The sequence below is a fragment of the Nocardia sp. CDC160 genome, assembly GCF_035818795.1.
Taxonomy (GTDB): Bacteria; Actinomycetota; Actinomycetes; order Mycobacteriales; family Mycobacteriaceae; genus Nocardia.
The window spans coordinates 932192-946419 of record NZ_JAYKYT010000003.1 but is presented as its reverse complement, the minus strand read 5'-3'; the positions used below and the strand labels follow the sequence as shown (position 1 = coordinate 946419).

The following is a 14228-nucleotide window of genomic DNA, read 5'->3' as shown; positions in this document are numbered from 1 at the left end:
CCCTGGTTTCTGTTTCGGTTCGTCCGGGAGTGCTCCACCTGGGGATGGTCCGCGTCGCAATCATTGCGCCGGACCGGTTTTCCGCGCGCGGAAAGTTGTCGATGTCCGAATGTCCCGCTGCCCTGATTTCGCCGTTCCCGCGACTCGGGGACCAAGGACCCTTGCCCTTCGGTTGAACACGCGTTTAAGCTATTAAACATGCGTTCAACCGACGATCTGACGACCCGGGCCCGGATTCGCGATGCCGCGATCACCGTGTTCGGGGAGCAAGGGTTCGGGGTCGGCGTGCGTGCCATCGCGGCCGCCGCGGGCGTGTCTCCCGGGCTGGTCAATCACCATTTCGGCTCCAAGGACGGCCTGCGGGAGGCGTGCGACGAGCGGGTCCGGGAAACGATCTGGACCGCCAAGATGCAGTACGTCGAGAACCCTTCGCCGGGCGCGCTCATGCGGCAGTTGGCCGAGATCGAGGAGTTCGCGCCGCTCATGGCCTACGTCATGCGCAGCTTCCAGTCCGGCGGGCCGCTGATGCGGACCTTCTTCGAGCACATGGTCGAGGACACCGAGCAATACCTGCGGGCGGGGATCGCGGCGGGCAGCATCAAACCGCTGCGCGACGTGCCCGGCATGGCGCGCTACATCGCCACCAACAATGGCGGCGGCATGATGATGTTCCTGCAGCTCTACGCGGCCGAGCAGCCCGGACCGATGGACTTCCGCAAGGCACTACGGGAGTACGCCGATCGCATGATGCTGCCCGCCCTGGAGATCTACACCAACGGCCTGCTCACCGATTCCACGGCCCTGGACGCACTCGCCGCACAGACCGACTTGACCGCACAGACCGAGCAATAACCACCACCGTCGTTTTCCTCCAAGGAGATTCGATGAACGTTCCTGCCACCCCGGTGATTCAGGTCCGGAATCTGCACAAGCATTTCGGGCAGGTGCGCGCCCTGGACGGCCTCGACCTCGAGGTCGCCGAGGGGGAGGTGCACGGCTTCCTCGGGCCGAACGGGGCCGGGAAGTCCACCACCATTCGCGTCCTGCTGGGCATCCTCTCCCGCACCTCCGGTGAGGCGGTGGTGCTGGGGCGCGATCCCTGGTCGGACGCGGTGGCACTGCATCGCGATATCGCCTATGTCCCAGGCGATGTCACGCTGTGGCCGTCGCTGTCCGGCGGCGAGACCATCGATCTGCTGGCGCGCATGCGCGGCGGCATCGACACCGAGCGGCGCGCCGAGCTGATTCAGCGCTTCGAGCTGGATCCGAGCAAGAAGGCGCGCACCTACTCCAAGGGCAATCGGCAGAAAGTGGCTCTGGTATCGGCGTTTTCGTCGAACGCGCGCCTGCTCATGCTGGACGAGCCGACCTCGGGTCTGGATCCCCTGATGGAGCAGGTGTTCAACGAATGTGTGGCCGAGGCGGTGGCGCGCGGCACCACCGTGCTGCTGTCCAGCCACATCCTGTCCGAGGTGGAGCGGCTGTGCCAGCGGGTCACCATCATTCGCGCCGGTAAGACCGTGGAGTCCGGCACGCTGGCCGAGATGCGGCATCTCTCGCGCACCTCGATTACCGCCGAAATGCTCGGCAGCCCAGGCGATCTCAGTCGAATTCCGGGGGTCGAGGACATCAGCGTGGACGGCAATACCCTGCACTGCCAGGTCGACAGCGAGCATCTCGGCGAGCTCATCCGGGTGCTCGGCGACGCCGGGGTGCGCAGCCTGGTCAGCCAGCCGCCGACCCTGGAAGAGCTTTTCCTGCGCCACTATTCACTCGACGGCGAGGCACCGGCCGACGAGCGGGAGAAGGTGTCGAAATGACCGCCGTCACCGCCGCCGCGCCGCGCTCCTTCGAAATCCCGTCGTTCACAGCGGATTTCACCGGTACCGGGAAGCTGCTGCGGTTGTATCTGCGGCGCGACCGGATCGTGCTGCCGCTGTGGATTCTGGTGCTGTCGCTCCCGCTGGGCAGTGTCTACGTCAAGAGCATTCAGAAGCTCTACCACCAGCCTTCGGACTTCCACGACTTCGCCGCCGGTGTGCTGTCCAACCCGGCCGAATTGGCCATGTACGGGCCTGTCTACAACGACGACAGCCTCGGCGCGGCGGGCATCTGGAAGGCGGGGATGTTCTACACGCTGATCGCCATCGCCACCATCCTCACCGTCATCCGGCACACCCGCGCCGACGAGGAGACCGGGCGCAGCGAACTGCTGGCCTCCACCCGGGTCGGGCGCTTCGCCGGGCTGACCGCCACGTTGATCGTGGCCTACGGTGGAGCCCTGCTCGCCGGACTGATCGGATACGCCAGCATTGCCAGCACGTCGGTGCCGAAGGCGGGCTCGTTGGCCTTCGGGCTGGCCATGGCCGGGTCGGGCATCGTCTTCGCGGCGGTGGCGGCGGTCGCCGCCCAGCTGTCCGCCAGTGCCCGCACCTCGCGCGGCATCGCCTTCGCGGTCCTGGGCGTGACGTTCACGCTGCGCGCCATCGGGGACGTGCGCTCCGGCGCGGGGCCGACCAGCCCGCTCACCTGGATGGCGCCGCAGGGGTGGTCGCTGCAGGTGCGGCCGTTCGCGGGCGACCACTTCGCGGTGCTGTGGCTGCACGTGCTCACCGCCGTCGTGCTGACCGCGATCGCGTATTACCTGCTGGCACACCGCGATACCGGTGCCGGGCTGATCGCCGAACGGCCGGGCGCCCTGGCCGCCGGGCCCGCGCTGGCGGGTCCGCTGGGGCTGGCGTGGCGGCTGCAACGCGGGACGCTGCTGGCCTGGACGGTCGGACTCGGCCTGTACGGCTTGATGATCGGCAGCATCACCCACGGTGTCGGCGATCAGCTGGGCAGCAATCAGACCATCCGAGACCTCATTACCCGCATGGGTGGTTCGGCCTCGCTGGAGAAGTCGCTGATCAGCTACGCCTTCACCATGGTCGCGGTGGGCGCGGCCGCCTACGCGGTCTCGGCGGCCCTGCGGCTGCACGCCGAGGAGAGCACCGCCCACGCGGAAGCCGTGCTCACCGGTGAGGTCTCCAGAACCCGTTGGGCGACCTCGCATTTGATCTTCGCTCTACTCGGTCCGGTACTGGCACTGGCGGTTTCGGGCCTGCTCGCGGGTCTGGTCTACGGCCGCGCCGCGGGGGATGTCGGCGGCAAGGTGGGCTGGACGCTCGGTGCCGCGCTGGTTCAGGTCCCCGCCGTGTGGACCTTCGTAGGGCTCACGATCGTGCTGTTCGGGCTGCTGCCGCGCTTCACGACCGTCGCGTGGGGACTGCTGAGCGCCGCGGTGGCGGTGTTCCTGCTGGGCTCGCTGTCCGGTTCGCCGCAGTGGTTCCGCGATCTGAACCCCTTCGAGCACGCGCCGAAGGTGCCCGGCGCGGCCTTCACGGCCACTCCACTGATCATCCTGCTGCTGGTCGACGTGGCATTGATCACCCTGGGCCTCATCGCCTTCCGCCGCCGCGACCTCCGCTCCGCCTGACCCCACCCACCGCAAACGGCCCGCACCGACCCGTCGGTGCGGGCCGTTCACGCGTGATGCCCGACCACTTCGACGCAGCGCTAGGCAGGTACGAGTACCAGCGGAAACGGCTGTCCGGACCGACTATTGGCCGCCACGGCGGAGGTATTTCGAGGCCGGGGAGGAATTGTGTGGGGCGCACGGTTCGCGGGACGGGGCCGAAACGTTCCTGCGGCGTGTGTCCGGCAGCGCTCGCTGGGCTGGCACGCGGGGGTGCTCCGGCGGTGGGGTGCGCGGTAGCGGCGTGATGGGTGGGGCGGGTGGGAAAGTGAAGGCGGGGTGGCGAATTCGTAGTAGACGCGGTGGGGCGGGGGATGGGCACAGGGGCGGTGGAGGGGCAGTGGGGAGGGGTGGATTCGGGGGTGCGGGGGTGGTAACTCAGTAAGGGGATCGATTTTTCAGCGAGGAGGTGGGGGACATGTACGAGGGGCTTGCCCTCGGGATTCATCTGCCCGCGGGATGGCTGTGGCCGACCTTGATTTTCTTCGGCCTCATCATTTTCGGGGCCCTGCTGGTATTGCTGCTGGTGAGCGGGGCTCGATTCGATGACGGCGCGTCGCATTACGTGCCCACGACCACCGGAACCTGTGAACCGTTCTGCGGTGCCCGCACTCCGGTGCCCGGCTACCCGAACTGATCGGTCGCGTCGAGGTTTCCGGACCGCGTGGGCGGTTACTCCACCGGAGTGGTTCGACGAGTGGGGGTTCCCATGGGGCAGCGGATCCCGGCCGTGGTCGGGTTGTATTTCCGCGAGGCCGGGCCGGGTGCGCGGGAAGCGGCGCAGTGGCGGCGCATTGCCGAATTCCGGCTGACCGCGGAGGGGCACGCCACCTTCCGAGCGGTCGATCCGGTGGAAGGGCTGGTCGCCCGCGTCTGGTATCACCAGGGCGTCGACATTCTCGGCGAGCACCGCACCGTGCCGCCGAGCGAGGGCGCGGCCTTCCTGCGGGCGCTGCTGCAGCCGTTCGGTTTTCGCGACTACTGGTTCCGCGACGACAGCTCACCGCGCAGCGGATTCACCCGCACGGGTCACGCGCTGTCGCGGCGCACGCCCGTCGTGAGACCGGATAGCGTTGAAAGCGACTGGCCCGCAGACGAATCCGAGTGCGATGGTTGCGAAGACGGGCAGCCGGTCCAGCATGGGGCGCGGCGTCTTCCGTCGACCAGGCCCGCCGCGTGGCGGGTCCTGGACGCGGAGACCGTCCGTTTCTGAGCCCCCGCGTCGTTCTCGACTCACTCGGATTGCACTGCTGCGCAGCCTGATTCGCTAGAGACTGTTGGCCAGCAGCGCGTACTGTGCCGCCGCCTTCTTCTGCGCGTCGGAGTCGCTGGTGCCGCCCACCACGCCCACGTAGCGCTTGTAGCGCACGTAGCAGCGGCTGGGCGTCTTGTCCGACTGCCGGTGTACGCACTTGGTGTCGGGCACCTTGTCCGGCGCGGGCGCCGCGGTCTCCTGCAGATTGCTGATCATGCGGGTCACATAGTCCTCGCCCGCCTTGGCGTCGCGGACCCGCGTCACGAAATTGCCGTCGGCGGAGGCGGTTTCGTCGGCTCCGGTATCGGCCACCAGCTTGACCCAGTAGCCCATGTCATCGGCGAACAGGACCTGCCAGTTGCCCGGGAACACCGCGAAATTGTCCTGGTCCGGGGTCAGGTTGTCGCGGTCGGACACCAGCGTGCGGGCCAGCATGCGATCGGGATCCACCGGAAGCCCGGCGATCTTGTCGGCCGGGGTCTCCTGAAACGCGTCCACCATGGGGACATCCGCGTCCAGGGTCTTCTTGGCCCAGGACAGCAGGTCCTTCTGATCGGCGCTGGGCCGAATGATGAACAGGGAGATCACGAAGTCCTTGCGCGCCATGGTGACACCGATGTTCGGCACGCCCGGCCGCCAGTGCGCGTACGCGTCCGGATAGTCCGGCAGCGTGAGCTTCTGGTTCACGTTCAGCGCCACATTGAAGTCGGCGTCCTCGAGCTCCCGGGCCGCCAGCTTGGCGCTGTCGACGGTGGGGAAGCGCAGCACCCGGGTGGTGATGGTGGTGCCCTTGGGATCCGGCTGATCGTTGATATCGGTGCGATCCGACCCGCTGGCCGCGTAGCCGGTGATGAAGCCGCGATTGCTCAGCACATTCTTGACCGCGCTGGACAGGTGGCTGACGTTCACCACATCGTCGACCGTGGACAGCACCACGCCGCCGCGGCCGATGTTCAGGGAGGAGTCGACGTTCACCGTCGGCGCGACGGCCGCGGCCATGCGCATGCCCTCGAGGGTGTTGCCCTTGCCGCCGTTGTTGCTGTCGTAGGTGTAGCGATTCACCGGATACGTCCCGGTGTCGAGGGTGCGGACATCCATTTCGCCGGGCACGGCGGTGCCGGACTTGCCGCATCCGGCGAGTAGGGCGGTCAGTGCGAGGCAGGTGATGGCGGTAGCGACACGTGCCGGATGGCCCATGATGATCCCTCCCGCGCGGCCCGGGTGCGGCGGCGCTCCAGATGCACAAGATTTTCCGACCGATATCGGCGGACTGTCCACCCTTATCCGTGTCGGCTGGGCGGGTTGTTAACGCGGGCACCCTTTGGGCTACACCCGGACGCCCTATACCCAGACGCCCTTGCCGACGGTTACCACCCCACCATTGCTGACCGCGAAACGCTCACGGTCGCGATCCAGATCCACGCCGATGATCTCGCCCTCGGAGACCACCACGTTCTTGTCCAGAATGGCGTGACGCACCACCGCGCCGCGGCCGATGCGGGTGCCGGGCATGAGCACGCTGCCCTCCACCGTCGCCCCGTCCTCCACCATCACATTCGAGAACAGCACCGAATTGCGCACCGTGGCCGCCGACAGAATGCTGCCCGCGCCCACGATGGACTCCTGGGCCAGGCCACCGCGGCCGAACTTGGCGGGCGGAAGGTTCTCGGCCGCACCGCGAATCGGCCAATGCTTGTTGTAGAGATCGAAGACCGGGTCCACCGACACCAGATCCATGTGCGCCTCGTAGAAGGCGTCGAGGGTCCCGACATCGCGCCAGTAGCCGCGGGCGCGGTCGGTGGTGCCGGGCACGATATTGGTCGAGAAGTCGTAGACCGCGGCCGCGCCCGAGCGCACCAGGCCCGGAATGATGTCGCCGCCCATGTCGTGGTCGGAGTCGTTGTCGTCGGCGTCGGCGCGGATGGCGTCCACCAGGACCTTGGTGGTGAACACGTAGTTACCCATGGACGCGAAGGTCACGTTCGGGTCGTCGGGGGTGCCCGGCGGGTGCACGGGCTTCTCCAGAAAGCCGATGATGCGGCCGGATTCATCGGAATCGATGCAGCCGAAGGCGCTGGCGCTGCTGCGCGGCACCCGGATTCCGGCCACGGTGACGCCCGCCCCGGACTCGATGTGCGCCTGCACCATCTGCTCGGGATCCATCCGGTACACGTGGTCCGCGCCGAACACCACGATGTACTCGGGGTCCTCGTCGTAGATCAGGTTCAGCGATTGCATGATGGCGTCGGCGCTGCCGGTGTACCAGCGTGGGCCGAGCCGCTGCTGCGCCGGAACCGGGGTGATGTACTCGCCGCCGAATCCGGATAGTCGCCAGGTCTGGGAGATGTGACGGTCCAGCGAATGCGACTTGTACTGCGTCAGCACACAAATGCGCAGATACCCCGCATTGACCAGATTCGACAGGACGAAGTCGATGAGGCGGTAGGCGCCGCCGAAGGGAACCGCGGGCTTGGCGCGGTCCTTGGTGAGCGGGAAGAGTCGCTTGCCCTCGCCACCGGCGAGCACGATCCCGAGTACGTGCGGCTGGCTCCTCACACCCTTGAAACTACCGGGTGCGAGCGAACCCCGAATGTCCAGCATGTGCCGTGTTCATCGCGATCTTGGCAGCCCCGTCGATTGGTTAGCCGCCGGGCTAACGTCTAGTTTGAACCCGTGAGTTACGCCGCGGACGGAACTCGCGGACTGCGAGTGGCCATGATGACCCGCGAATACCCTCCCGAGGTGTACGGCGGGGCGGGCGTGCATGTCACCGAACTGGTGCCGCGACTACAGCAGCTGTGCGATGTCACCGTGCACTGCATGGGTGTGGTGCGCACGGATGCCGTGGTGCATCAACCGGATCCGATGCTCTACGCCGCCAATTCCGCGCTGCAGATGATGTCGGCGCAGCTGCGCATGGCCGATGCGGCGAGCTTCGCCGATGTGGTGCACTCGCACACCTGGTACACCGGGCTGGCCGGGCACCTGGCCGCGCAGCTGTACGGGATTCCGCATGTGCTGACCGCGCATTCGCTGGAACCGCGACGACCCTGGAAGGCCGAGCAGCTGGGCGGGGGATACCGGCTCTCGTCCTGGTCGGAACACAATGCCGTGACCTACGCCGACGCCGTGATCGCGGTGAGCGAGGGCATGCGCGCCGACGTGTTGTCCGCCTACCCGGACATCGATCCGGCGAAAGTCCATGTGGTGCACAACGGCATCGACGCCGACGTCTGGCATCCCGGCGGGCCCGTGCCCGGCGTGCGGGATGTGCTGGGTGAGCTGGGCGTCTCGCGGGAGCGGCCCATCGCGGCGTTCGTCGGGCGCATCACGCGGCAGAAGGGCGTCTCGCATCTGCTGGCCGCCGCCCGGCATCTGGATCCGGACATCCAGTTGGTGCTGCTCGCCGGGGCCGCCGATACGCCCGCCATGGAGGCCGAGGTGGCGTCCGCGGTGCGCGCGCTGCGGGCCGAGCGGGACGGCGTGTTCTGGATCAAGGAGATGCTGCCCACCGAGCTGGTGCGCCAGGTGCTCGCGGCCGCAACGGTTTTCGTGTGCCCGTCGGTGTACGAGCCGCTGGGCATCGTGAATCTGGAGGCCATGGCGTGCGGGACCGCGGTGGTGGCCTCGGACGTGGGCGGGATTCCCGAGGTGGTGGTGCACGGGGAGACCGGGCGACTGGTCCACTACGACGAGACCGCGCCCCGGGACTACGAGCGGGCGCTGGCGCGGGCCGTGAATGTGGTTGCCGCCGACCCGGTCACGGCCGCCGCGATGGGTGCGGCGGGCCGCGACCGGGCGATCGGCGCGTTCGACTGGAACCGGATCGCGGCTCAGACGGCGAGCATCTACGACCGGGTCCGCAAGGGCTAGCCGAGCGCGCCCGTCAGAGGGGATAGCGCATGAACACGTCGGCGCGGTCGTAGGGGCTGGGCGGCAGCTCCGACGGCGGGACGTGCACGAAACCGATGGACTCGTAGAGGTGCACGGCGGGGGCCAGCCGGGCATTGCTGGCCAGGAACAACTCCTTCGCGCCCAGAGCGCGAACCCGCTCGATGGCCTCGGCCAGGATGACCCGGCCGATGCCGCGGCCCTGAAAACGCGGCGACACCGCCATTTTCGACAGCTCGAAGACGCCCGGGTGCTCCTGGACGAGGGCCACGCAGCCGACCGCCTCGCCGTCGATGCGGGCGATCAGCACCTCGCCGCCGCCGTCGACGATGTCCTGCGGATGGTCGAGGGTGACGCGGTCGGCGGGCTCGACCGAGAAGAACTTCTCGATCCACTCCATATTGAGGTCTTTGAAGGCGCGGGCGTCGGCGGGCGAGGACATGGGCGCGACAACGATTGCCTCGGCCGTGGCCACGATCGCTTCGGCTTCGGGGGTGCGGGCTTCCGTCTGCTGAGTCACCCCGAAAGCATGTCGGACATCGAACCATAACGTCCAATACTTGATAACTGTGATCGATATGATCAACTTATGAACCCCGGGGTGGAGCTACGGCACCTGCGCTATTTCCTGGCCGTCGCCGACGAACTGCATTTCGGCCGGGCCGCCGCGCGGTTGCACATCGCCCAGCCCGCGCTGACCCAGCAGATCCAACGACTCGAATCCCTGCTCGAGACCCGGCTTTTCGACCGCACCTCGCGCACGGTCGCCCTCACCCCGGCCGGTGCCGTGCTGCGTGACCGCGCCATCGCGCTGCTCGGACACGCGGATCGCGACCTCGCCGAGGTCACCCGCATCGGTCGGGGCAGCCAGGGCACGCTGCACCTGGGCTTCGTGCCCTCGGTGCTGCCGCTCGAACCCCTGCGCGGGGTCCGCGAATTCCGTGATCGGTATCCGCTGGTCGATGTGGATTTGGTGGAGGGTTTCACCAGCCACCTGATGGAACGCCTCGCCAGCGGCACCCTGGACATGGCCATCGTGCGCGATCCGGACTCGCTGCCGGGCACCGGCACCGTGCCCCTGATGACCGAGCCGTTCATGGCGGTCCTGCCCGCCGATCATCCACTGGCCGAACGGGATTCGATCACCGGCGCGGAACTCGCCGACAATCCGCTGGTCTTCTTCCCCCGCGCGGCCGGTGGACTCGCCCACGAGAAGAACCTGTCCCCGCTGTTGGAATCGGGTCGCCGTCCCCGAATCGTCCAGGAGGCCACCAACTGGACGATCATCCTGTACCTGGTCGCCGCAGGTCTGGGCGTCACCATCGCCCCGCGCAGCGCCACCTTCACCGCCCCGGCCTCGGTCCGCATCATCCCGGTCACCGACACCGACGCCGACACCACGATCTACCTCGCCACCCGCGCAGGCGACGACCGCCCCATCGTGCACAACCTGCTCGAGCTACTCCCGAACCGATCCCGCGAATAGCCCGGCCGGATACCGGATTCAGCGCGGCCGATACACCGACACCGTGACCGACGCGGTCACCGACATCGGATCGGGCAGCGCCGCAATCGCTTCCCGCCTCCGCTCGGCCGCGTGGAACGCCGACGGACCCATGCCGACGACATTCGCCACATCCTCGCGGGAAAGCCGCATCGCGTACTCGACCGAGTCCCGCTCGACCAACTCGAACCGCCCCCCGAGCGACTCCGCCAGCCGATCCTGCTTGCCCTCGTCCACACTCACCATCCCGAGCGGCCCGATGAGCTCCCGCAAATGCCGCGCGGTAGGCGTCACCACCACGAACCGCCCACCCGGCCGCAACACCCGCGCCACCTCCTCCGCATTCCGCGGCGCGAACACGCACACCACCACATCCACCACCCCGTCCCGAACCGGCAACCCCCGCCACGCATCCGCCAACACCGACCCGGCCCGCCCATGCGCCCGCGCCGCCCGCCGCGCCGCCGCCTTCGACACATCCACCGCGATCCCCCTGGCCCCCGTGACCGCATCCAACACCGCCGCCAGGTAATACCCGGTCCCCGCCCCGATCTCGAGGACACTCGGCAGCGCCGACCCGGAGACAGCTGTCGGGACCGAGTCCGCGGCCAACAACGTTGCCGTGAGGCGTGCCGCGGAGGATGCGGCGACGGATCGTCCGGGAGTGGCGATTCCGGTGTGCGCGGTCGTGATGGCAGCCGCGGGCGACTCCGCTCCGAATACTGCTGTGTCTCCGAATACTGCTGTGTCGGAGTGTGGTGGTGCGGATTCCGCGACGGTTTCGGCCAGGGCCTCGGCGATGGGTGCGAAGTGGCCCGCGGATTGGAAGGCGGCGCGGGCGTCGAGCATGGCCGGGGTGTCGCCGGTCATTTTGGTGGAGGCGCCGGTGAGGAGGCTGACGTAGCCCTGTTTGGCCAGGTCGAAGCTGTGTCCGTGGGGGCAGCGCAGGGCACGTACGGGAGCGTCGCCGACGGGTTGGTCGGCGACGGGGCATGCCAGAGGATGGCCGCACTGCGGGCAGGCCAGTAGATCGGCGCAGGCCAACAGCCGCTCCGCGGGGGAGGGCTCGGCCGGGCCGAGAGAGGATCGGGTTGTCTTCACCGAGGTGCCGGTGAGCCGGTTCACCGGTTCGGTGCGGCGGCTCACCGGCACGGGCAGGTCAGGGTGCTAACTGGTGACTTCGGTGAGTTCTTTGCCGAGCGCCGCGGCCTCGTCCGGGGTGAGCTCGACGACCAGACGCCCGCCACCCTCGAGTGGAACCCGCATGACGATTCCACGCCCTTCCTTGGTTGCCTCGAGGGGACCGTCCCCGGTGCGGGGCTTCATGGCCGCCATCCTCTGCTCCCTCCAGATCTGCGCGGTCTGCTGCGCACTTTCATGGAACTCCAGTTGTCACCAACCAGGCAGCCCGCCGTATGTGGCGGGCCGCACCATGCCCATTCTTCCCTATCGCGGATCGGGGCGGGTACCTGAGTTCCAAAAACCGACCGTCGTGGCGTTCAGCGAGTACTCACATTCACCCAGCAATCGGCGATGTGATCGTCTACCATCCCCGTCGCCTGCATGAGTGCGTAGGCGGTCGTGGGCCCCACGAATTTGAACCCGCGCCGCTTGAGTTCTTTTGCGAGAGCGGTGGATTCGGCGGTGACAGCGGGCACATCGGACAGGCTCCGGGGCCGTTTGCGCGGGGCCGGAGCGTAGGACCAGAGCAGGGTGTCGAGGCTCTCCCCGAGGTCCCGGGCAACCCGCGCATTGTGGACGCTGGCCAGTATTTTGGCACGATTGCGAACAATGCCCGGATCCGCCATGAGGCGTTCCACATCCGCCTCACCGAACTCCGCGACCCGTTCGATCGAGAACCCCTCGAATGCCGTCCGGAACGCGGGCCGCTTCCGCAAAATCGTGATCCACGCCAAACCCGACTGAAACGCCTCCAGGCACATTCGTTCGAAAAGCGCGTCATCACCGTGGAGCGGTTGTCCCCACTCCAGATCGTGGTAATCCCGATAAAGCTGGGAGCCCTCCGACCAGCCGCAGCGAATCCGGCCGTCGCCGTTCGTTTCGACCTTCGCAGCCGACGAATCCGGGCTCATCGCGCACCCGGTTCCTCGCCGCGCTCGGCCGGGGCGGCCGCATTCCCGGAAGGCCCCGGATGTTCGCCGGGGAGCACCTGGGGGATGGGGGCCTCACCGTCGGACCCGACCCGGCGTGGCTGGGGCGTGTCGCCGATGCCGCGTGCCATGGGCTGCGCGGCGCCGTTGGGCGACGGTGCGCCCGCGACCCCGGCCAGCGGACCGCCCACCGTGGTCTCGGGATTCGTCGCGGTTCCCGCTTGCCCCGCCGTGGGTTGAGTCGCGGTCGCGGGTGCGGTCCCCCCGGCGCTCGCCTGGGCCAACTGGGCCTCGAGTTCGTCGATGCGGGCCGCGAGGCGGGTCAGCGCCCAATCCACCTCGCCCGCCTTGTAGCCGCGGAAGACCTGCTGGAAGCGCAGCGCCCGCACATCGCAGCCGCTGATGCCCGTCGCGGGCAGCACGGTGACGGTCGTCCCCTCCGGTAGCGGCCCGAGCTCCTCGGACCGCCCGAAGATCGCACTGGCCACCAGGAACAGCAGCGCGGCCACCAATCCGACGATCAGCACGTACAGCAGCATCGTGAGCATGCGTCCGAGCTTAGGCGGAGCGCGCGCCCGCGACCGCCCTAGCCCCTGGCGGAAACCGGCCCTCCAACCCGCCTCTCCGAGCCTTTGGCGGGCGGCTGAGAGCCGTCGCCCGTTGGCAACCCGTGCTGGCGGATGGGAGCCAACCCGATTCTGGACGTACCCGACGAGTTACCCCCTCGGGTGCGAAATCAGTTGTCGCCTTTACAAATGGCGGGTGGTGTCGATGCTGAGGGACATGCCCGCGAGACCGCGGCGGCGGACCGCCAGCTTGTCGGCAATTTCCAGCAGGGCCTTGCCGGAGGCGCTGTCGGGGGCGCGTAGGACGATCGGGGTGCCTTCGTCGCCCGCTTCGCGCAGCTGCTGCTCGATCGGGATCTGGCCCAGCAGCGGCACATTCGCGCCGATCGCCCGGGTCAGGTTCTCCGCCACGGTCTGGCCGCCGCCGGAGCCGTAGAGCTCCATGCGGGAGCCGTCGGGCAGGTCCAGCCAGGACATGTTCTCGATGACACCGGCAATGCGCTGGCGGGTCTGCAGGGCGATGGAGCCCGCGCGTTCGGCCACCTCGGCGGCGGCCAGCTGCGGGGTGGTGACGACCAGGATCTCCGCGTTCGGGATGAGCTGGGCCAGCGAGATGGCCACGTCGCCGGTGCCGGGCGGCAGGTCCAGCAGCAGGATGTCGAGGTCGCCCCAGAAGACGTCGGCCAGGAACTGCTGCAGCGCGCGGTGCAGCATCGGGCCGCGCCACACCACGGGCGTGTTGCCCTGGGTGAACATGGAGATCGAGATGACCTTCACGTCGTGCGCGATGGGCGGCATGATCATGCGCTCGACCTGGGTGGGGCGCTGATCGGTGCCCAGCATGCGCGGCACGGAGTGGCCGTAGATGTCCGCGTCGAGGACACCGACCGAGAGGCCCTTGGCGGCCATGGCGGCCGCGAGATTCACGGTGACGGAAGACTTTCCGACGCCACCCTTGCCGGAGGCGACCGCGTACACGCGGGTCAGCGAGCCGGGCTGGGCGAACGGGATGACCGGTTCGGCGGCGTCGCCGCGCAGCTTGCGGCGCAGTTCGGTGCGCTGCTCGTCGTTCATGACGTCGAGCTCGACGGTGATCGCGCCGACCCCGGCCACATCGGCCACGGCCTTCGTGACCCGTTCCTGGATGGCGGTTTTCATCGGGCACGCCGACGTCGTCAGGTAGATCACAACGTGGACACTGCTATCCGCGCCGACCTCGACGCTCTTCACCATGCCCAGTTCGGTGATCGGTTTCCGGATCTCCGGGTCGTTCACCTTCGCGAGCGCGCCCCGCACATCCGATTCCGTTACCACTGGCATGCGGCCAGTCTAGGAGCGGCCGCGACGGACCTCCGATGCGGGGGAGAGCCTCAGATCCGGGGGA

Annotated in this window: 14 protein-coding genes and 1 pseudogene; 7 read left to right on the top strand and 8 right to left on the bottom strand. The window is 68.2% G+C overall.

All coding sequences use genetic code 11. The annotated features are described in order from the left end of the window. Nucleotides 1-198 precede the first annotated feature (198 nt). The 5 genes from VMT40_RS19005 to VMT40_RS18985 all read left to right on the top strand — a co-directional run bounded on the left by VMT40_RS19005 (nt 199) and on the right by VMT40_RS18985 (nt 4730). Nucleotides 199-852 carry a TetR/AcrR family transcriptional regulator gene (locus VMT40_RS19005; RefSeq protein ID WP_326359674.1) on the top strand — a complete coding sequence of 218 codons (654 nt, stop codon included), beginning with the start codon at nt 199-201 and terminating at the stop codon, nt 850-852. Nucleotides 853-884: 32 nt separating this feature from the next. Continuing rightward, nucleotides 885-1820: an ABC transporter ATP-binding protein gene (locus VMT40_RS19000; RefSeq protein ID WP_326359673.1), complete on the top strand. Its 936-nt coding sequence runs from the start codon at nt 885-887 to the stop codon at nt 1818-1820. Further along, entirely contained in the window at nt 1817-3478 is a 1662-nt protein-coding gene (locus VMT40_RS18995; protein WP_326359672.1) for an ABC transporter permease, read from the top strand. Before VMT40_RS19000 ends, VMT40_RS18995 begins: the two co-directional genes overlap by 4 nt. Nucleotides 3479-3935: 457 nt before the next feature. Further along, on the top strand, nt 3936-4154 hold the full coding sequence (locus VMT40_RS18990; RefSeq protein WP_326306498.1) for a hypothetical protein: 219 nt from the start codon (nt 3936-3938) through the stop codon (nt 4152-4154). 72 nt (nt 4155-4226) lie between these two features. Further along, nucleotides 4227-4730 (top strand): hypothetical protein, encoded by a 504-nt coding sequence (locus VMT40_RS18985; RefSeq protein ID WP_326359671.1) that lies wholly within the window; start codon nt 4227-4229, stop codon nt 4728-4730. Between the two features lie 54 nt (nt 4731-4784). Here the strand turns inward: VMT40_RS18985 and VMT40_RS18980 are convergent, their stop codons facing one another. Further along, the gene (locus VMT40_RS18980) at nt 4785-5969 is read right to left on the bottom strand and encodes a DUF7373 family lipoprotein (RefSeq protein WP_326359670.1); all 1185 of its coding nucleotides are present in this window, start codon (nt 5967-5969) and stop codon (nt 4785-4787) included. Between the two features lie 144 nt (nt 5970-6113). Further along, complete coding sequence (glgC, locus tag VMT40_RS18975) at nt 6114-7328, bottom strand: glucose-1-phosphate adenylyltransferase (RefSeq protein WP_326359669.1); 1215 nt, start codon at nt 7326-7328, stop codon at nt 6114-6116. Between the two features lie 147 nt (nt 7329-7475). On the opposite strand from glgC, the gene glgA reads away from it, so the two are divergent. Continuing rightward, nucleotides 7476-8645 (top strand): glycogen synthase, encoded by a 1170-nt coding sequence (gene glgA / locus VMT40_RS18970; RefSeq protein WP_326360254.1) that lies wholly within the window; start codon nt 7476-7478, stop codon nt 8643-8645. A gap of 13 nt (nt 8646-8658) precedes the next feature. Here glgA and VMT40_RS18965 read toward each other — a convergent pair whose 3' ends face one another. Continuing rightward, the gene (locus tag VMT40_RS18965; RefSeq protein WP_326359667.1) at nt 8659-9183 is read right to left on the bottom strand and encodes a GNAT family N-acetyltransferase; all 525 of its coding nucleotides are present in this window, start codon (nt 9181-9183) and stop codon (nt 8659-8661) included. A 69-nt stretch (nt 9184-9252) separates the two neighbouring features. Here VMT40_RS18965 and VMT40_RS18960 point away from each other — a divergent pair, with 69 nt between their 5' ends. Then, the gene (locus VMT40_RS18960; protein WP_326359666.1) at nt 9253-10149 is read left to right on the top strand and encodes a LysR family transcriptional regulator; all 897 of its coding nucleotides are present in this window, start codon (nt 9253-9255) and stop codon (nt 10147-10149) included. Between the two features lie 18 nt (nt 10150-10167). On the opposite strand, the gene VMT40_RS18955 is transcribed toward VMT40_RS18960, so the two are convergent. The 5 genes and pseudogenes from VMT40_RS18955 to VMT40_RS18935 all read right to left on the bottom strand — a co-directional run bounded on the left by VMT40_RS18955 (nt 10168) and on the right by VMT40_RS18935 (nt 14164). Next, entirely contained in the window at nt 10168-11319 is a 1152-nt protein-coding gene (locus tag VMT40_RS18955; RefSeq protein WP_326359665.1) for a methyltransferase domain-containing protein, read from the bottom strand. Nucleotides 11320-11334: 15 nt separating this feature from the next. Further along, the gene (locus VMT40_RS18950; RefSeq protein ID WP_326306505.1) at nt 11335-11502 is read right to left on the bottom strand and encodes a DUF3117 domain-containing protein; all 168 of its coding nucleotides are present in this window, start codon (nt 11500-11502) and stop codon (nt 11335-11337) included. Between the two features lie 164 nt (nt 11503-11666). Beyond that, the gene (locus VMT40_RS18945) at nt 11667-12260 is read right to left on the bottom strand and encodes a DNA-3-methyladenine glycosylase I (protein WP_326359664.1); all 594 of its coding nucleotides are present in this window, start codon (nt 12258-12260) and stop codon (nt 11667-11669) included. A gap of 260 nt (nt 12261-12520) precedes the next feature. Further along, nucleotides 12521-12826 (bottom strand): annotated as a pseudogene (locus tag VMT40_RS18940) (DivIVA domain-containing protein); the annotation flags it as partial. A gap of 201 nt (nt 12827-13027) precedes the next feature. After that, nucleotides 13028-14164, bottom strand: coding sequence for an Mrp/NBP35 family ATP-binding protein (locus tag VMT40_RS18935; protein WP_326359663.1), 1137 nt, complete (start codon nt 14162-14164; stop codon nt 13028-13030). Nucleotides 14165-14228 lie beyond the last annotated feature (64 nt).

Bases quoted from the DNA above. Each gene is read 5' to 3' on its own strand.
- VMT40_RS18990 (WP_326306498.1), top strand. From the start codon at position 3,936: ATGTACGAGGGGCTTGCCCTCGGGATTCATCTGCCCGCGGGATGGCTG.
- VMT40_RS18960 (WP_326359666.1), top strand. From the start codon at position 9,253: ATGAACCCCGGGGTGGAGCTACGGCACCTGCGCTATTTCCTGGCCGTC.
- VMT40_RS18995 (WP_326359672.1), top strand. From the start codon at position 1,817: ATGACCGCCGTCACCGCCGCCGCGCCGCGCTCCTTCGAAATCCCGTCG.
- VMT40_RS18985 (WP_326359671.1), top strand. From the start codon at position 4,227: ATGGGGCAGCGGATCCCGGCCGTGGTCGGGTTGTATTTCCGCGAGGCC.
- VMT40_RS18935 (WP_326359663.1), bottom strand. From the start codon at position 14,164: ATGCCAGTGGTAACGGAATCGGATGTGCGGGGCGCGCTCGCGAAGGTG.
- VMT40_RS19005 (WP_326359674.1), top strand. From the start codon at position 199: ATGCGTTCAACCGACGATCTGACGACCCGGGCCCGGATTCGCGATGCC.
- VMT40_RS19000 (WP_326359673.1), top strand. From the start codon at position 885: ATGAACGTTCCTGCCACCCCGGTGATTCAGGTCCGGAATCTGCACAAG.
- VMT40_RS18980 (WP_326359670.1), bottom strand. From the start codon at position 5,969: ATGGGCCATCCGGCACGTGTCGCTACCGCCATCACCTGCCTCGCACTG.
- VMT40_RS18945 (WP_326359664.1), bottom strand. From the start codon at position 12,260: ATGAGCCCGGATTCGTCGGCTGCGAAGGTCGAAACGAACGGCGACGGC.
- VMT40_RS18950 (WP_326306505.1), bottom strand. From the start codon at position 11,502: ATGGCGGCCATGAAGCCCCGCACCGGGGACGGTCCCCTCGAGGCAACC.